The sequence below is a fragment of the Acidovorax sp. T1 genome (assembly GCF_002176815.1).
GTDB lineage: Bacteria > Pseudomonadota > Gammaproteobacteria > Burkholderiales > Burkholderiaceae_C > Acidovorax.
Map to the genome: position 1 here is coordinate 3,102,969 of NZ_CP021648.1, position 18,748 is coordinate 3,121,716.

Consider the following 18,748-nt stretch of genomic DNA (forward strand, 5'->3'; position numbering starts at 1 on the left):
CGCCCGCCCAGCCTCTACAATCGCCGGCTGCCTCCTCGTAGTTCAATGGATAGAACGAGTGCCTCCTAAGCGCTAGATACAGGTTCGATTCCTGTCGGGGGGACCACCTGCAAGGCCGGGAGCTTCCGCAAGTTTCCGGCCTTTTTCTTTTTCCCCTGTGAGAAGTGGCTTGAATCAGTGCAACAACGTGCGGCGAGGCGATGACGCCAGCTGCAAGGGGCCCATCGCGCCTCGCATAAGTGCTTGCATTGCCATGTAGCGCGCATGCCGCGCTCCCAAGGCGTGGTGAATGCCCAGCAGCAACCGCCATTGAGACAGGCGCCGCCTGAGTGGGAAGGGACGCTGAAGGCAGAGAGAAGCACTCATTTGCAAGCATTGAGTCAAATTGGCCTCTAGCCCTTTATTCAAAAGCGCAAACAGCTATTAAATTAGGAGTTTTTTAACCATCCACGGGCAACGTTCAGCACGCTTGATTTGCTGCGCGCCCTCGCCCGCAGCGGCCCCTACAGCTGAAACCCCACCGCCCGCACCACGCCCTCGGCAATGTCGCGCAGCCAGGACGGCTGGCGCGCCTGGTGGGGCTGGGCGGTGGCGATCTGGCGGGCGCACCAGTCGGACAGCCATTGCACCTGCTCGCGCTCGTAGAAGGCCGTCATGCTTTCGTAGTTGAGGAACAGGCTGCGCGCATCCAGGTTCAGCGAGCCGGTCAGCGCCATGCTGTCGTCGATGACCACGGCCTTGGCATGCACCATGCCGGGGGCCAGCCACACCTGGGCGCCCGCTGCGGCCAGCTGGCGCAGGGCGCGTTCGCGGGCCCAGTCGGCCAGGCGGTGGTTGGAGCGGGCGGGCACGACCAGGTGCACCTGCACCCCGCGCCGGCAGGCAATGCACCAGGCGTCGAGCAGGGCCTCGTCGGGCACAAAATAGGGCGTGATGGCCACGATGCGCCGCTGCGCGTGGAAGGCCGCCGTGAGCAGCAGGGCATAGACGGTGTCGTCGGGCTGGTCTGGCCCGCTGGGCACCCACTGGGCCAGCGCGCCGCCGGGCGGGCCGGCCAGCGCCTGGCGCGGCGGCGGCAGGTGGCGGGTGAAGCGCACGCGGCCGGTGGCAGCACGCCAGTCGGCCCGGAACTGCGCCTGGGCCAGCGCGGCCAGCGGGCCTTCGACATCGAAGCTCAGGTCCCGCCACGCGGGCATACCGGGGCGGTCCATGAAGTATTCGCTGGCCAGGTTGCGGCCGCCGCTCCACAGGCGCGCGCCGTCGGCCACGGCCACTTTGCGGTGGTTGCGCAGGTTGGTGCGCCCGCGCATAGGGTTGTGCAGCAGGGGCATGAAGCGGCGCACCTGCACGCCCTGGCGCCTCAGGTGGCGCAGCATGGCCGCCGGGGTGCGCCAGCTGCCCACGGCATCCAGCAGCAGCCGCGTGGCCACGCCGCGCTGGGCGCACTGCGCCAGGGCCTGGGCCACGCGTTCGCCCACCGCGTCGTGGCCGAACACGAAGGTGCATACATCCAGGCTGTGCCGGGCGGAGTCGATGAGCGCCAGCAGGGCCTGCAGTGCATCGGTGCCATCTTCGTGGAAGTGGACATGGGCATTGCGCACGGCGGGCGCCAGGTCCATGCCCGCCAGCAGGTGCGTGGCCCAAGCAGGGCCCTCGCCCACCGCAGCGGTGCCGGGCGCCGACGCATCACCGCGCCGGTGGGGCTCGCGCAACGGCCGCGCAAACTTGCGCGAGCCCACCAGTAAAAACAAGGGCAGCGCCACATAGGGAAAAGCCACGATGCCCAGCACCCACGCCAGCGCCGCCGAAGGATGGCGCCGCTGGTGATCGATGCGGGTGAACATCACATACACCAGCAAGCCAGCAACCACGAGCATGGCGTGGCCCAGGCCGGACAGCAGCACCAAGCCGGTCATGGGGCACCTCGCCGCGCGGCCATGCGCCAACGTGGCGGAGTTGGGTGGGCCATGCCGCCCACGGTGGCGCAATCGGTGGAGCGCAACAGGCTGCTCATGGTGTTGCGAGGAGGGGTTTGTGCAGGCAGCCGCATAGTGCGCAAGCATAGCGACGCTGCATGGCGGGCGGGCACTTTGCCCCGCCAAGCCTCAGGCGCGGCTGCGCAGCGTGCGGCTGAGCAGGATCACCGGCACCAGCCCCACCGCCACCAGCGCCAGCGAAGGCAGGGCGGCTTCGCCCAGGCGCTCATCGCGCGCCAGCTGATAGGCCACCACGGCCAGGGTGTCACTGTTGAAGGGGCGCAGTACCATGGTGGCGGGCAGCTCTTTCATCACATCCACAAACACCAGCAGCGCGGCGGCGGCGGTGGAGCGCCTGAGCAGCGGCCAGTGCACGCGGGCCATCAGCCGCGCGCTGCCTGCGCCCAGCATGCGCGCCGAGTCATCCAGGCTGGCCGGAATGCGCGCATAGCCGCTTTGCACCGACTGCAGCGCCACCGCGCAAAAGCGCACCAGATACGCCCACACAATGCCCACCGCCGTGGTGGTGACCAGCGCGCCCACGCCCCATTGGGGAAAGTGCGCCTGCAGCCACCCCACCGGCAGCAGCAGCCCCACCACGATCACGGCGCCCGGCACGGCATAGCCCACGCTGGCCAGCCGCACCACGCCGCGCGTGAGCAGGTCGGGCTTGCGGCGTACGGCAAAGGCCAGCGCCAGCGCCACGGCCACGGCCAGGCCGGCAGTGATGCCACCGAGCCACACGCTGTTCCAGGCCCATTCCAGAAAACGGCTCCAGGGCAGCACCGACCAGTCAGACGCCAGCGGCCGCAGCATGAAAGCCACCGGCGCCACAAACCCCATGAACACGGGCAGCGTGCACACACCCCAGGCCACGCCCCGCGCCAGGCCGCGCAGTGGCACGGGCTGTGCCTCGGTGGCGCCCGCGTGGCCCGTGCCCTTGGCGGTGAAGCGCATGCGCCGCTCGGCGCGGTGCTCCAGCCACAGCAGCAGCAGCACCAGCGCCAGCAGCATGGTGGACAGCTGCGCGGCGGCAATGCGGTTGTCCATGGACAACCAGGCCTTGATGATGCCGGTGGTGAAGGTCTGGATGCCAAAGTAGCTGGTCACGCCAAAGTCGGCCAGGGTTTCCATCAGCGCCAGCGCCACGCCGGCAGCCACCGCTGGGCGCGCCAGCGGCAGTGCGATGGTGGTGATGCGCCGACGCAGCGGTGCACCCAGCAGGCGTGCCGCCTCCATGAGGTGCGCCGCGCGCTCGCCCAGCGCCGTGCGCGCCAGCAGATAGACATAGGGATACAGCGAAAAGGTGAACACCCAGATGGCACCCCAGAGGCTGCGCACCTCGGGCAGCAGGCGCCCTTCCAGCCCGAAGGTCTCGCGCAGCGCCACCTGCAGCGGCCCACTGAACTGCAGGAAGTCGGTGTAGGCATAGGCCGTGACATAGGCCGGCATGGCCAGCGGCAGCAGCAGCAGCCACTCAAAGGTGCGCCGGCCCGGAAACTCGAACAGCGTGACCGCTGCCGCCGCGGCGGTGCCCACCACGGCAGCGCCCACCCCCACCCACAGGCCCAGCCATAGCGTGGTCCACAGGTAGCCGGGCAGCACGGTGCTGGCCATCTCGCGCAGGATGGCGCCGGTGTCGGCCGGCACCACGCCCCAGGGCAGCCACGATGCCAGCAGCGCCAGCACGGGCAAGGCCAGCAGGCCCACCAGCAGGATCAGGGGGACGGTAGAGAGGGAAAAGCGGGTGCGGTGCAAGGCGAGGGGCTCGGCAGAGGAAGAAATGGCACGACCGACCAAGGGATGACCGGGAATGCAAATGCGAATTTTAAGCATTCGCTCCGCCCCACTAGAATCCAGCCATGTTTCTTGAGGTTTCACAACTGGAAGTGCGTTACGCGGGCCGTTCCCAGGCGGCCGTCCAGGGCGTCACGCTGGGGCTGCATGCGGGCGATATCGGCGTGCTGATCGGCCCTTCGGGCTGCGGCAAAACCACGCTGCTGCGCGCCGTGGCGGGGCTGGAGCCCGTATCGGCCGGCGAGATCCGCCTGACGCGCCAGCTGGTGGGCAGCGCCCACCTGAACGTGCCCCCCGAAGAGCGGCGCATTGGCATGGTGTTCCAGGATTACGCCCTGTTCCCGCACCTGAGCGTGGAGCGCAACGTGGCGTTTGGCATCCACCAGCTGCCCCGGGCCGAGCAGGCCGCGCGCGTGGCCGAGGCGCTGCAACTGGTGGGGCTGGAAGGCAGCGGGGCGCGCTTTCCGCACGAGCTTTCGGGCGGGCAGCAGCAGCGCGTGGCCCTGGCGCGGGCGCTGGCCCCGCGCCCGCAGCTCATGCTGCTGGACGAGCCGTTTTCCAACCTCGATGTCGATTTGCGCGAGCGCCTGGCGCACGAGGTGCGCGACATTTTGAAGGCCGCCGGGGCCACGGCGCTGTTTGTCACGCACGACCAGTTCGAGGCCTTCGCGATTGGCGACGTGATTGGCGTGATGCACGAAGGCCACTTGCACCAGTGGGATGATGCCTACACCCTCTACCACCGGCCGGCCACCCGCTTCGTGGCCGACTTCATCGGCCACGGCGTTTTTGCGCCCGCCACGCTGGTGCAGCGCGGCAACAACGTGGTGGCGCAGACCCCGCTGGGCGACCTGACCGATCTGAGCGAATGCCCCCTGCCCGCCAGCTACCCCGGCGGCGAATGCGATGTGCTGCTGCGCGCCGATGACGTGGTGCACGACGACCACGCGCCCGTGCAGGCGCAGATCGTGCGCAAGTCGTTTCGCGGCTCGGAGTTTTTGTACACGCTGCGCCTGGCCAGCGACCTGACCCTGATGGCCCATGTGCCCAGCCACCACAACCACGCCGTGGGCGAGTGGATTGGCATCCGGGCGCAGGTTGACCATGTGGTGACGTTTGCGCGCAGCTGAGGCAGTTTTACAAGCCAAATCGTCCGCTAGCGCTTATGTGCAAAGCGCTGAAAGCTATCGAAAAAATAGCACAATTAACCAAGGCGAGGCAACGCAGCGATCGCGGGGATGGCGAATCCGCATCAACCCCGGCGCAGGCGGTCCACCGTGTCGTGCAGGTGCTGCGTCCAGGCGCGGCGGTCGCGGCCGCCGGCCTGCTCGGGCACGCCGTAGTGCACCACGGCCTCGATGGCGGGCGCGCGCAGGGTGCGCCAGATGGAGCCCACCAGGGTTTCGTCGCCGATGTAGCTGGGCGCAAAGCTGGTCACGCCAGTGGCCTTGTCGGCAAAGTGCAGGCCCACCGGCTGCACAAAAGCGTCTGCCGTCACCGCCGCCTGCAGCAGGTTGGCATGGAACGGCAGCATCGCGCGGCCATCGCCCGTGGTGCCCTCGGGAAACACCGCCAGCACCTCGCCGCGCTCCAGCGCCTCGTGCATGGAGCGCACCATGCGCAGCGCATCGCGGCGCGAGTTGCGTTCGATGTAGAGGGTGCCTGCGGCGGTGGCCAGCGTGCCAATCAGCGGCCAGGCCTGCACATCCGATTTGGAGACAAAACGGCAATGCCGCGCCGCGTGCATGACCGGAATATCCAGCCACGACAGGTGGTTGGCGACCAGCATCACCGGCCCGCTCACGGGCGGGGTGCCGATGATGCGCAGCGCAACGCCCGCATGGGCCAACAGCTCCATGGACCAGGCCTGCACGCGGGCGTATTGCTGGTCGGGCGACAACACCGGAAAACGCACCGCCACAATCGCCAGGCCCTTGACGATGTGGCCCAGCACGCGCAGCAGGCGCCAGCAGGCGCGCAGATTTCTCATGTCAGTGAACCATTGCGCTGCGTTCCCCACGGCCCAAGAAACTGGCGTGTCGAAAGCCAGAGCCACCGTGGAACCGGCTTTGTCGGGCCACTGGTAGCGTCCCCTTGGGGGGAAGCGGCAAAGCCGCTCAGGGCGGTCACCTTTCGAAAGCGACTTGGCCGCCGACCAGCGTCATGCGCACACAGCCCGGCAGCTCGTAGCCCGAAAACGGCGTGTGCTTGCCCTGGCTGCGCAGTGCGCCGTCCTGCACCGTCCAGGCGGCCTGCGGGTCGAGGACGCACAGGTCACCCACGCCACCCTCGATGATCTGGCCGACGCTGGCCTGCAAGGTGCCCAGGGCGTTGCCCAGCACGCGCGCGGGCTCGGACGTGACCACGGCCAGCGCGCGCTGCAGCGGCACGCCGCTGTCCTGCGACCACTTGAGCGCCAGGCTCAGCAGCAGCTCCAGCCCGGTGGCGCCGGGCTCGGCCTCGGCAAACGGCAAGGTCTTGGCGTCTTCATCGACCGGGGTGTGGTCGGACACCAGCGCGTCGATGGTGCCGTCGGCCAGCGCGGCGTTCAGCGCATCGCGGTCGCGCTGCTGGCGCAGCGGGGGCGACAGGCGGGCGCGGCTGTCAAAAAAGCCGATGTCCACATCGGTGAGGTGCAGCGAGTTGATGCTGATGTCGGCCGTGACCTGGAGGCCCTCGGCCTTGGCGCGGCGCAGCAGCTCCACGCCCGCCGCGCTGCTGATGCGGCACAGGTGCACGCGGGCGCCGGTGGTCTTGAGCAGTTCAAAAATGGTGTGCAGCGCAATGGTTTCGGCCGCCACGGGCACGCCCGACAGGCCCAGGCGCGTGGCCAGCGGGCCGCTGGCGGCGACGCCTTTGCCCAGGTGCATCTCTTGCGGGCGCAGCCACACGGTGTAGCCAAAGGTGGCGGCATATTGCAGCGCGCGCTGCAGCACCTGGGTGCTGGCCAGCGGCACCTCGGCCTGGCCAAAGCCCACGCAGCCCGATTCGGTGAGTTCGGCCATTTCGGTCAGCACCTCACCCGCCAGGCCGCGCGTGAGCGCCCCCAGCGGGAACAGGCGCGACTGGTGCAGCTTCTCGGCGCGGAACTTGAGCATCTCCACCAGGCCCGGCTCGTCGAGCACGGGGTCGGTGTCGGGCGGGCACACGAGGCTGGTCACGCCCCCGGCCACGGCGGCGGCCATTTCGGATTCGAGCATGCCTTCATGCTCATGGCCGGGCTCGCGCAGGCGCGCCGCCAGGTCCACCAGGCCGGGCAGCACGATGCAGCCTGCGGCGTCGATCACCCGCTTGGGGTCAAAGTCGGGCGGCACGCGGTTCACACCCACGATGCGGCCTGCGGCAATCGCAATGTCGCAGGTTTGATCGAGGCCCGAGGCGGGGTCGATCACACGGCCGTTCTGGATCAGTATCTTCATGATTTCAAGCCAAATTGGCTGCTAGCGCTTATGGGATAAGCGCTAGCAGCTATGAAAACAGGAGTATTCATTTCAAGCGTCACGCCTCGTTACCGGCAACGATGGACATGACCGCCATGCGCACGGCGATGCCGAAGGTGACCTGCGGCAGGATCACGCTCTGCTGGCCATCGACCACGGCGGAGTCGATCTCCACGCCCCGGTTGATGGGGCCGGGGTGCATCACGATGGCGTCGGGCTTGGCCAGTTGCAGCTTTTCGGGCGTGAGGCCGAAGCTCTTGAAATACTCCTGGCTCGACGGCAGCAGCGCGCCGCTCATGCGCTCGTTCTGCAGGCGCAGGGTGATGACCACATCGGCGTCCTTGATGCCTTCTTCGAGCGTGTGGCACACGCGCACGCCCATCTGCGCCATGTCGGACGGCACCAGCGTGCGCGGGCCCACCACGCGCACTTCGGGGCAGCCCAGGGTGGTCAGGCCATGGATGTCGGAGCGCGCCACGCGCGAGTGCAGCACATCGCCGACGATGGCCACGGTGAGGTTGCTGAAGTCTTTTTTGTAGTGGCGGATGGTGTACATGTCCAGCAGCCCCTGCGTGGGGTGGGCATGGCGGCCATCGCCAGCGTTGATCACATGCACATGCGGCGCCACATGCTGGGCAATCAGGTAGGGCGCGCCCGACTCGCTGTGCCGCACCACGAACAGGTCGGCCGCCATGGCCGACAGGTTGGCGATGGTGTCGAGCAGCGATTCGCCCTTGGATGCCGAGCTGCGCGCGATGTCCAGATTGAACACGTCGGCCGACAGGCGCTTGGCCGCGATCTCGAAGGTGGTGCGGGTGCGCGTGCTGTTCTCGAAGAACAGGTTGAACACGCTCTTGCCGCGCAGCAGCGGCACCTTCTTGACCTCGCGGTCGTTCACGCTGACGAAGTTGGCGGCGGTGTCGAGGATGTGCGTGACGATGTCGCGCGGCAGGCCCTCGATGGACAGCAGGTGGATGAGTTCGCCGTTGCCGTTGAGTTGGGGGTTGCGCTGGTGCAGCACGGTCAGGCCTCTTTGACTTGGAATTGGAAGGTGCCACTGTCGTCACGCGCCAGGGCCAGCAACTGGGGAGCAGGCAGCGCCACGCGCGCAGCGGCAAAGTCGGCCTGCACCGGCAGCTCGCGCCCGCCGCGGTCCACCAGCACGGCCAGGCGCACGCTGGCGGGGCGGCCGTAGTCGAACAGCTCGTTGAGCACGGCGCGGATGGTGCGGCCGGTGTAGAGCACGTCGTCGAGCACCAGCACGTCGGCGCCGTTCACATCGAACGGCAGCGATGTTTGCGCGCTGGCGGACAGGCCGCGCTGGGCAAAGTCGTCGCGGTGCATCACCGACGAGAGCACACCGGGCGCGCCTTCCAGGCCCAGGTCTTTTTGCAGGCGCTCAGCCAGCCAGGCGCCGCCCGAGGCAATGCCCGCCAGGCGCGTGGTGGGGGTGAGCATGCTGCGCACGCCGCGCAGCAGTTCGCGATACAGCGCCTCGGCGTCAAGCACAAGGCTGCCAGAGGCCGCAGGGGATGGATGGCTCATGGAAGATTCCTCAAAAACTGTTCCAGGATGATGCAGGCCGAGGCGGCGTCCGCGTCTTTCGCTCCACCGGAAATGGCTTCGGTGGTGCTGTAGCGCTCGTCCACTTCGAACACCTGCAAACCAAAGCGCCCGCGCAGTTGGCGGCCGAACTTGAGCGCTTTCTCGGTGTTCTCGTGGCTGGCACCATCGGGGTGGTAGGGCACGCCGATCACCAGCGCGTCGGGCTGCCACTCCTGGATGCGCTGCGCCACCTGCACAAAACGCGCATCGCCCTCGGCCTTGATGGTGGCTTGCGGCGTGGCGCTGCGCAGCATGCGATTGCCCGTGGCCACGCCCGTGCGCTTGAGGCCAAAATCAAAAGCAAGAAAGGTCTGGAAATGCGCAGGAACAGCGGGCTGAGCGGGCAAGCCGGTCATGCGTGCCCCACATCGGGCGAGAGCATCCAGGTCTGCAACCCGAGCAGCGCCAGCGCCTTGTCATAGCGCTGTGGCACGGGCGTGTCAAAAATCACCGACAGATCGGCCGCCACCGTGAGCCAGGCGTTTTCGGCCAGCTCCGACTCCAGCTGGCCCTCGCCCCACGATGAATACCCCAGCGTGACCAGCACCCTGCGGGGGCCGGCGCCGGTGGACAGCGCTTCGAGCACGTCCTTGGAGGTGGTCATTTCCAGGCCGCCGGGGATGGTCATGGTGGAGGCGTAGGCGGATTCGTCGGTTTCGGCGCGGTCCATCAGCATGGGATCGTGCAGCACAAAGCCGCGCTCGGTCTGCACCGGGCCGCCCTGGAAGACCGGCTCTGCGCGCAGGTCCTCGCGCCGCAAGGAAAGGTCGACCTTGTCAAAAAGGCCTTTGAGCGTGATGTCGGAGGGTTTGTTGATGATGAGGCCCAGGGCGCCGCGTTCGCTGTGCTCGCACAGGTACACGACACTGCGCGCGAAAGACTCATCTTCCAGACCGGGCATGGCGATCAGGAAATGGTGCGTCAGGTTGATGGGCGCAGAATCAGGAGACATCGGCCAATTTTAACGGTGAACATGGCGCCCTCCCCCGAGCCTTCCTACACAGCCGGACTCGTCTGGTTCCGCCGCGACCTGCGCGCCCACGACCATGCAGCGCTTTACCGGGCGCTCACCCAGTGCCAGCAGGTGCATTGCGTCTTTGTTTTTGACCGCGAGATTCTGGACCTTTTGCCCCGAGCAGACCGGCGCGTAGAGTTCATTCGCGCGTCGCTGGTCGAGCTGGATGCCGCGCTGCGCGCACTGGGCCAGCACGCCCACGCCGGACTCATCGTGCACCACGCCGTTGCCAGCGATGCCGTGCCGGCACTGGCCCAGGCGCTGCAGGTACAGGCCGTGTTTGCCAACCACGACGACGAGCCCCAGGCCCTGCAGCGCGACAGCCGGGTGCGCACCCGGCTGGCCGCTGCAGGACGGGCTTTTCACACCTTCAAGGACCACACCCTGCTGGAGCGCAGCGAGGTGCTGACGCAGACCGGCAAGCCCTACAGCGTGTTCACGCCCTACAAGAACGCCTGGCTCCAGAAGGTGGATGCCTTTCAGCTCTCAAGCTACTCCGTGGAGCGCCATGCGCACCGCCTGGCGCCCCGCCCGCTGGAACACTGCCAACCGGTCCCCACGCTGGCGTCACTGGGGTTCGAGACCACGGCCCTGTCGCAGCCCAGACTGCCCACCGGTGCCAGCGGCGCACAGCAGTTGTTCAACGATTTCCTGGGGCGCATGGAGCGGTACGACGACACGCGCAATTTTCCGGCCATCAAGGGCCCCAGCTACCTGAGCGTGCACCTGCGTTTTGGCACCATCTCGCCGCGGCAGCTGGCGCGCACCGCGCACCGGCTCATGCAGCAGGGCAACCCGGGCGCCAGCACCTGGCTGAGCGAGTTGATCTGGCGCGACTTTTACTTTCAGATCCTGCACCACCACCCCCATGTGGTGGGGCACAGCTTCAAGCCGGCGTATGACGCCATCGCGTGGGAATCAGGCCCCGAGGCCGACGCCCTGTTTGCCGCCTGGTGCCAGGGCCGCACCGGCTATCCGCTGGTGGATGCGGCCATGGCCCAGCTCAACCAGACGGGCTACATGCACAACCGCTTGCGCATGGTGGTCGCGAGTTTTCTGGTGAAGGATCTGGGCATCGACTGGCGCCGGGGCGAGGCCTACTTTGCCTCGCAGCTCAATGACTTTGACCTGGCCGCCAACAATGGCGGCTGGCAATGGGCCAGCTCCAGCGGTTGTGATGCGCAGCCCTATTTCCGCATTTTCAATCCGGTGAGCCAAAGCGAAAAATTCGACGCGGACGGCAAGTTCATCCGCCGCTACCTGCCGCAGCTGGCCCGGCTTCCCGCCAAGGCATTGCATGCCCCCTGGCTGGCGCGCCCCCTGGAACTGCAGGAGGCCGGGGTGGTGTTGGGCAAGACCTACCCGCACCCCGTGGTGGACCATGACAGCGCCAGACTGCGCACGCTGCAGCGCTACGCGGTGGTCAAGGCGGGGTGAGCGCCCACTCAGCCCCTGCCTCCATGGCGCGGACGGTCTTTACGGGCGGGTTGGCGCATCCTGGGCGCTCTGGTCATTCATGCGCATCCCATCCACCCCCAGGGGCGCACCCGAGGCCAGGCGCAGGCGCAGCGATACATCGGTGCGGTTGTCAGCATTGGCCACGGCTTCGGCCGGCGAAATGACACCGCGCTCGTACAGGTCGAACAGCGACTGGTCGAAGGTGCACATGCCCTGCTCACCACTGCGAGCAATGGCCGTCTTGATCTCGTCGATCTGGCCTTTCTGAATCAGCTCCGACACATAGGTAGTGCGCAGCATCACCTCCGTTGCCGGCACGACCGGGCCCTGTACGCTCTTGACGAGCCGCTGGGCCACCACCGCCTGCAGGTTCAGCGACAGATCCATCAGCAATTGGCGGTGGGCTTGCTCAGGAAAGAAATTCAGAATCCGTTGCACAGCCTGGTTGGCATTGTTGGCGTGCAGGGTGGACACGCACAGATGCCCCGACTCGGCGTAATGCAGCGCATGCTGCATGGTGGCCCGATCGCGGATCTCGCCAATCATGATCACGTTGGGCGCCTCGCGCATGGCACGGCGCAAGGCCTCGTCATAGGACGCGGTATCGAGCCCCACCTCACGCTGCGTCACCAGCGATTTCTTGTGCGTGTGCAGGTACTCGATGGGGTCTTCCACCGTAAGGATATGACCCGCTGTGTGCTCATTACGATAGTCGAGCATGGCAGCCAGTGTGGTGGTCTTGCCTGACCCCGCCGAGCCCACCGCAAGCACCAACCCGCCCTTCAGGAAGGCAAGCTGTTTGAGCACCGGCGGCAAACCCAGCGCGTCAAGGCTTGGTATCCTGGCTATTACATGGCGAATAACCACGCCCACGTTGCCACGCTGCAGGTGCACGTTGACCCGAAAGCGCGACAAATCCTGGGCCTGAAACGAGAAATCGCATTCCATCGAGGTTTCAAATTCGTCGATCTGCGCCTTACGCATGATCGAGTACACCATCGTCCGGATTTCTTCGGCAGTCACCGGCCCCTTGGTGATGGGCAAAAATGCCCCTTGCCGCTTGAGTGTGGGGGGCGCCCCGGCCAGCAGGAACAGGTCGGAAGCGCTTTCGCGCACCATCAATGCCAGGCAAGACAGCAGGCGGCTGTCAGCCGCAGAGGCCACCGAATCCATGAAACCTCCTGATCGTGCGGGCATCTTCCCGGCGGCGGTACCAGCAAGGATGCTGCCCTGATTGACCGGCCCATTCTCCAGGGCAGTCAACTCAGATCATGCCGCTGCGTTGGCCTCCAGCCGGGCGTAATGCTGGATGAGACTGAGCAGTTCTTCATCCGAGTATGGTTTGCCGAGATAGTGGTTCACACCCAGCTCCATCGCATGCTCACGGTGCTTTTCTGCAATGCGGGAGGTGATCATGATGATCGGCAGCCCACGCAGTGCACCGTCTGCGCGGATGTTGCGCGCCAAGTCAAAGCCGTCCATGCGGGGCATTTCAATGTCGGACAACACCACCGTTGGCCGCTCTTCCTGCAGGCGCTCCAGCGCCTGCAGGCCGTCGGCAGCAAGCGCCACACGGTAGCCTTCGCGCTGCAGCAACCGTTGCGTCACACGACGCACGGTAATGGAGTCATCCACGACCAACACCAGAGGCACCTGATTGGGGCCGGCAAGCACCGATCCCGCAGATTTGCCGGTGCCCGCATCTTCGGTTTCCAAAGTGGCTGGCAAGCCAGGGTTGGCGTCACGGACTTGATCGCCATACACAGCAGACAGCGCCACCGGGTTGTAAATCAGCACCACGGCCCCGGAGGCGAGCACGGACATTCCAGCCAGGCCAGGCAACCGTGACAACTGGGGCCCCAGGTTCTTCACCACAACTTCCTGGTTGCCCAGAACTTCATCCACATGCATGGCGATGCGCTGCGAAGCGCTGCGGAAAATCACCACAGGACGCGTCTTGCCGGCCACTTCATTGCTACGAGCCGAGGCTTGCAGCAATGCGCCTACCCAGAAAAAAGGCAATTGCTCGAAACCATCGTCAAAAAAGCCCGTCCGATATGCTTCTTCCAGTTCTGCGGCGGAGGTACGGCGCACAATTTCGACCACGTTCGCAGGTACGCCAATCGCCAGATCGCCTGCACGCAGCATCACCACTTGCGTCACAGCCGTAGTCAAAGGCAGCACCATGCGAAACGCTGCACCCTTGCCCGCCTCGGTCGAGATTTCAATCCGGCCGCCCAATGCGTTGACCTCCGACCGCACCACATCCATGCCGATGCCGCGGCCTGCAAGTCCCGTCACCTCAGAGGCAGTGGAGAAGCCCGGCATGAAGATCAGGTTGGCAGCCTCTGCATCACTGATTTCCGTGTCGGCTTGCACGATCCCCTGGGCCAGTGCCTTTTCGCGGATACGCTGCAGATCAAGACCCGCACCGTCGTCCCGAAATTCAACCGACACGTCATTGCCTTCATGGCGCAGATCCACGGTGATAGTGCCCGACGGGGGCTTACCTGCAGCGACACGGGTCTCAGGCGTCTCAATGCCATGCACCACGCAGTTGCGCAGCAAATGTTCGAAGGCCGGTGTCATGCGGTCCAGCACGCCTCGGTCCATTTCAATCGAGCCACCAGTGATGTCCAGCTTGATCGGCTTGCCGGTTTCCTTGGATGCCTGGCGCACCACCGCATACAAACGCTCGGCAATGCCCTCAAATTCCACCATGCGGGTACGCAGCAGATCGCGCTGCAACTCACGCGCCTGGCGGCCCTGAGCGATCAATTCATCTTCGGCGCCTTCCATGGCGCGCTGCAGGTTGCGCTGCACGGTGGCCACGTCGTTCACGGACTCGGCCATCATGCGCGTCAGTTCCTGAACCCGCGTGAAACGATCGAACTCCAATGGGTCGAACCCCGCAGCGGAGTCCTTCGAGAGAGCCAGACGCGACTGCATTTGCGACTCGGACTGAACTTCGATGTCTCGCAGCTGCTGGCGCAGACGATCGAGGTTGCCCGACAGATCGTTCAACGAGCTGCGGAACTGGCCCAGACGCACATCCAGGCGGGACCGGCTGATCATCACCTCGCCGGCCTGGTTCACCAAACGATCCAGCAACTGTGCACGCACACGCACCGACTGGTTCGCAGCCACACGCACCGGCGCAAGCTGTGAAGGGCCAGGAAGCCGTATGGAGGGCGCGGACGCCGGCACAGGCGCCATCGCAGCATCCGAATCACTCGCCGATACGCTCAGATCGTGCGGAACTGCAGGGGCAGAAACCGCAGCATCCGCCGACGCTTGGCCACCAACAACGCGGAGGAATTGGAAGTTCGCCTGCAAACCATCAAAATTCGCCAGCAAGGGCTCAATCTGGTCTGCCGTGAGGGTCTCCAGGTCGAGTTGCTCGATGGCCGACTCCAGGCGGTGCGACATCTCTCCCAACCGCATGGCACCAGCAAGGCGGGAGCTGCCCTTGAGGGTGTGCAAGGCACGCAGCACTTCGTTTCGCGCGCCGAGATTTTCCGGACGGGATGCCCATTGCCGCAAGGCGCCCCCCAACTGGGGCAGCAGTTCCGCTGCTTCTTCTTCAAAAATGGGAAACAGATCGGGATCGATGACATCGACGGCGTCAATATCATCATCGACGTCCGAACCCATCGAAACGGCATGCGCTATCGCTTCGTCGATCCGCTGGTCACCGTCAATGGCCACGACAGACAGCGCCGGGGCCACATACCCCGCAGTAACCATGTCGCCCGATTTTGCAATCGGAGCTTCTGATGGCACCGGCTCAGCAAGAACATCGGCCACTTGAACGATGTCCAGAGGCCCTTCAATGCCATCGATCTCATCCTCCGGAGGCGACAGGGTATTGGCTACCTCGGCTTCAAGAAGCTGGCGCAATTGCTGTAACACTTGCTCGCTCGGCTCTTTGAGGAACCCGGCTGCGAACTGGTGCAAAAGACGACGAATATCATCTGCGGCCGCCATAAACACGTCGGCCTGCTCTGCCGTGCCGCCGGACTGCAGCTGAACATGCTGCAAAGCATGCTCGAACAGCCTGGCCAGTTCCGACAGCGCAGAAAAGCCCACGGTCGCCGAACTGCCCGCAAGCGAATGCGCCAGCGCCACCGCGATATCCGGCAAAGGCTCATGTAATTCCAGCGCCCACTCCTGCAGGCACGTAGCCAGTAGCCGTGACCACTCGTCGGCCTCATTGAGGTACACGTTGTAGAGCGGAATACCAATACGCAAGGTGTCAATCACCTTGACCGCGTCATCGGCAGTCGCCTCCTCCTCCTCGATGGCAGCGGCATCAGCGGCGACGAGCTTCAAGAAGTCCTCTGAAACATCGACCTGCACGCCCGCATCGGCGACGTCAGGATCTTGCACGGCCGCATCGATGGACTCCAGTTCGACATCGGTCAATACTCGGGAAGCACCCGAACCGTCCGGGATGGCGACCCCATTGACAGCTCCATCGCGAACTGCAGCATCAGCATCCGCGTCCACGGCGGACAAAGGCTCCATATCGGGCAACTCCAGGTCCAGCGGCAGGTGCGCGCTCGCCACCTCCGCTGTGCCCGGAGTTTCGCTCAGGGCCTCGGAGAACACGGAGAAGTCGATGTTTTCGGTCACCGTCATCGCAGCCGCATCCAGTCCTGGGACTGTAGCGACGAATTCAGGCTCCAGCTCGGTCTCGGTCTCGGTCTCGGTCTCGGTCTCGGTCTCGGTCTCGGTCTCGATCTCGGTCTCGGTCTCGGTGAAGTCTGCAGCCAATGGTTCGAGCACATCGATAGCGCCTGCGGCGTCTGCTTCTACCAAAACATCTTCTTGTGGCGGTACCGCAGACTGCAAGTCCAAGTCAGCATCGGCCACATCTGCTGCATGGGGCGCCGCCTCAGACAGGGCGTTGAGCACAGCAGCGTCCGTTTCGGCAGGCTCGATCGCCACTTCCCGCGCCACGAGCGGCAGCAACGTACCGTCCAGACGCATGGCATCGGCAGATTTGCGAAATGGTTCTACCCCCCAGGCTGAGGCTGATCCTGCCGCGATGTCATCAGCCCAGCGGCCAAACGCCTGCAAGCAGTCCGACGACAATTGCAGCAATTGGGGCTGCATGGGCTTTTGTTCGGCCAGCCAGGCATTCAGCACCTGTTCCATTGACCACGCAGCCTCGCCAAAATCATTGAGCCCCACCATACGCGAGCTACCTTTGAGCGTATGGAACGCACGGCGCAGAGTGGTCTGCTCGCTCAGATTGGCTGGCTCGTTAGCCAGTACACCAATGGCGGCCAAACCGGTGCCCACCACCTCGCGAGCCTCTTCGAGGAAGACGTCAAGCAACTCGTCTTCAATCTCCGGCTGGGATGCGGGAGCGGGGGCAGGAGTAGTTGCAACAGCGGCGGACTGACCGGGTGCGGCAGAGGACGGATCCCCCGGCATCTGGTGATCGAAAGAAAAATCGGGCGACAAAAATTCCGAGATTGCCGCAGGACTGGCCTCTGGCACCTGCACCACCGCCTCTGTCGCCGGCGCCTGGTGGTTCTGCGCAGGGAAACGTGGCACCACGTCAGGCAGGGGCGGAGCGACACGCTCCTCCATTTTGACTGGCGCTTCTGCCAGGTCATCCGTGGCACGCGCGCGGGCTTTACCGACCAAAATGCGCAACTCACCCAGTTCTTCATCGTAAACAAAGAGCTTGCGCGCCATCGCGCGCTGGTAGTTCAACATGTCAATCAGGAATCCGAGCGCCCCCAGACTGTTCCCCAACTTTTCAAAGGCTGGCTGCCGCTCTTCTTCAGAAATCTCATTGATAAGCAACCGCTCTACGGTATCGCGCATGCGCACCACCGCCAAGGATGCCTGGTCCAGGCCGAGCACGGACAAGACGCCACGCATCTGTGCCAGGTGGCCCGGCACCGCCGCCAACACTGTCGTATCCTGGGGATTCCGGAAAAACTGGTCCAAAGACTTTTCCGCCTCACCCAGCGTGGAGCGCAACTCGTCCACCACACTGCCCATGGTCTGGTTGTCGCTGACCCGCCGGTACAGTTCTTCCATCCACAGCTCTAGCGGCTCTGATTCTGCGCCCGCGACCACAGCGTCCAGCCGCTGCGCCAGGTGTGCTGCACGCGCCTCCATCTGTCCGTCGGCAGCGTCCAGTTCCTCAAAAGCAGCCTGCAGGTAAAGAACAGCGGTCGCCACCTCCATTGCCAGCGCTGCGGACGGAGGCTCTCCCGACCGGGTAGTGGCCTCAAGGGCTCGTGTCAGACCCGCAGCAAGGCTCTCGCTCCCCGGATGCATCTTGCGCAGCGAATCACAAACCAGGCTGAACTGATCGGCAGCCGGCTTGAGTTTGTTGCGATCGCCGCCCGCCAGCGCAGACCATGTTTCCGTAGCCGATGCAATGCGCTTGCGTGCCTGTGCCAGCAAGGCGGGATCAAACCGGCCAAAACGCGCAGTTTCATAATCTACTGGCTTGAACCGATTGAGGCCAAAGGACTGTCGCACCGCCTCAAGAGCCGGGGCTTTACCCACTTCACCGTCTGCGAGCCTCGCCTGCGAGCAGAAAAAAAGCATGTCCTGAACCAGGCGATCCGCAATGGTGCTATCGCCTTTTGCCAGGGTGGCGTACTGCATCAGCACGCGCGACGCGACCCGCTTTACATAGACATCTGGCACCAGCAGGCCCCCGCCAAGGGCGTCGAAGAAACCGGCACAGATCTTCCAGAATGCCCGCGCCTGTCGATCAGACTGTGCGGCAACAAAACCCAGACAGGCTTCCCGCATGCTGGCCGCAGCCGACAAATCGCCCGATTTGACAATTTTCAGAACAGCGGAATCCAGACGTGCCCGAGCCTCGGGGCCATATGGCAGCGGAGCGCTCACCATGGAATCTTCCGGCTCACGGAAACGGCGCTCCGCCGGCCACAGATCTGCAGGGTGCGCGCGCTCGGCTCCTGCCAGGGCCTGGACATCACGATACTGAGGGAAAAGGGCTACCGCAGAAACGGCCTTACCCCCCAGTACGTTTTCAAGATATTCGATCAGCGCAAAACTGGCGCGCTCGATAGCCGCTGCAGCCTCATCCGTGCATTGCTCCGGGCGTTGCACAAACTTCTGAACGGCAGACTCCATGGCGCGCAATACCAGCGCCGGTGAGCCCATGCCCACCATTTCCAGTGCGCCGCTTGCCTGATGAAGCTGCTGCCGGGCAATGCGCAATGCGCCCGCATCCAGTGAAGCCAGATCGGACTCTCGGGCCAGTTCGGCGTCACGCACAAAACGGCGCATTGCCTTGACAGCGCCATCGAGCGATTTGCGCAGTTCGTCAAGCACCCATGCCAACGGACCTAGATCCTGATCGCCCTGGACTCCATCCGCGGCCGGTGCATTGTTGACATCAATAGATGACATGAATTCGTCCCCGGCTGCAATGAGCCGCTGGTTGATGACTG

General features: G+C 65.0%; 12 protein-coding genes and 1 tRNA gene. 3 read left to right on the forward strand and 10 right to left on the reverse strand.

What is annotated here, in order from left to right; translation table 11 throughout:
- Positions 1-31: 31 nt before the first annotated feature.
- A tRNA-Arg gene (locus tag CCX87_RS14515) sits at positions 32-106 on the forward strand.
- A 397-nt stretch (positions 107-503) separates the two neighbouring features.
- Here CCX87_RS14515 and CCX87_RS14520 read toward each other — a convergent pair.
- Together CCX87_RS14520 and CCX87_RS14525 are read right to left on the reverse strand one after the other, a co-directional pair.
- Positions 504-1,916 carry a phospholipase D-like domain-containing protein gene (locus CCX87_RS14520; RefSeq protein ID WP_087747392.1) on the reverse strand — a complete coding sequence of 471 codons (1,413 nt, stop codon included), beginning with the start codon at positions 1,914-1,916 and terminating at the stop codon, positions 504-506.
- 189 nt (positions 1,917-2,105) lie between these two features.
- Positions 2,106-3,734, reverse strand: a complete 1,629-nt coding sequence (locus CCX87_RS14525; protein WP_232476409.1) for an ABC transporter permease — start codon at positions 3,732-3,734, stop codon at positions 2,106-2,108.
- A gap of 104 nt (positions 3,735-3,838) precedes the next feature.
- Here CCX87_RS14525 and CCX87_RS14530 point away from each other — a divergent pair, with 104 nt between their 5' ends.
- A complete protein-coding gene (locus CCX87_RS14530) occupies positions 3,839-4,903 on the forward strand; it encodes an ABC transporter ATP-binding protein (protein ID WP_087747396.1) in 1,065 nt (354 codons plus the stop codon).
- Positions 4,904-5,025: 122 nt separating this feature from the next.
- Here CCX87_RS14530 and CCX87_RS14535 read toward each other — a convergent pair whose 3' ends face one another.
- The 6 genes from CCX87_RS14535 to CCX87_RS14560 form a co-directional block, all read right to left on the reverse strand.
- On the reverse strand, positions 5,026-5,763 hold the full coding sequence (locus CCX87_RS14535; RefSeq protein WP_087747399.1) for a lysophospholipid acyltransferase family protein: 738 nt from the start codon (positions 5,761-5,763) through the stop codon (positions 5,026-5,028).
- A gap of 136 nt (positions 5,764-5,899) precedes the next feature.
- Positions 5,900-7,192: a dihydroorotase gene (locus CCX87_RS14540; protein ID WP_087747401.1), complete on the reverse strand. Its 1,293-nt coding sequence runs from the start codon at positions 7,190-7,192 to the stop codon at positions 5,900-5,902.
- 79 nt (positions 7,193-7,271) lie between these two features.
- Positions 7,272-8,234 (reverse strand): aspartate carbamoyltransferase catalytic subunit, encoded by a 963-nt coding sequence (locus CCX87_RS14545; RefSeq protein WP_087747403.1) that lies wholly within the window; start codon positions 8,232-8,234, stop codon positions 7,272-7,274.
- Between the two features lie 2 nt (positions 8,235-8,236).
- The gene (pyrR, locus tag CCX87_RS14550) at positions 8,237-8,758 is read right to left on the reverse strand and encodes a bifunctional pyr operon transcriptional regulator/uracil phosphoribosyltransferase PyrR (protein WP_087747405.1); all 522 of its coding nucleotides are present in this window, start codon (positions 8,756-8,758) and stop codon (positions 8,237-8,239) included.
- Complete coding sequence (gene ruvX, locus CCX87_RS14555; RefSeq protein ID WP_087747407.1) at positions 8,755-9,174, reverse strand: Holliday junction resolvase RuvX; 420 nt, start codon at positions 9,172-9,174, stop codon at positions 8,755-8,757. The genes pyrR and ruvX overlap by 4 nt, the downstream gene beginning before the upstream one ends.
- On the reverse strand, positions 9,171-9,770 hold the full coding sequence (locus tag CCX87_RS14560; RefSeq protein ID WP_087747409.1) for a YqgE/AlgH family protein: 600 nt from the start codon (positions 9,768-9,770) through the stop codon (positions 9,171-9,173). Before CCX87_RS14560 ends, ruvX begins: the two co-directional genes overlap by 4 nt.
- Before the next feature lie 21 nt (positions 9,771-9,791).
- Here CCX87_RS14560 and CCX87_RS14565 point away from each other — a divergent pair, with 21 nt between their 5' ends.
- Positions 9,792-11,270 carry a cryptochrome/photolyase family protein gene (locus CCX87_RS14565; RefSeq protein ID WP_198314718.1) on the forward strand — a complete coding sequence of 493 codons (1,479 nt, stop codon included), beginning with the start codon at positions 9,792-9,794 and terminating at the stop codon, positions 11,268-11,270.
- 39 nt (positions 11,271-11,309) lie between these two features.
- Here CCX87_RS14565 and CCX87_RS14570 read toward each other — a convergent pair whose 3' ends face one another.
- Positions 11,310-12,464, reverse strand: coding sequence for a PilT/PilU family type 4a pilus ATPase (locus CCX87_RS14570; RefSeq protein ID WP_087747413.1), 1,155 nt, complete (start codon positions 12,462-12,464; stop codon positions 11,310-11,312).
- Positions 12,465-12,560: 96 nt separating this feature from the next.
- Positions 12,561-18,707: a hybrid sensor histidine kinase/response regulator gene (locus tag CCX87_RS14575; RefSeq protein ID WP_087747415.1), complete on the reverse strand. Its 6,147-nt coding sequence runs from the start codon at positions 18,705-18,707 to the stop codon at positions 12,561-12,563.
- Positions 18,708-18,748 lie beyond the last annotated feature (41 nt).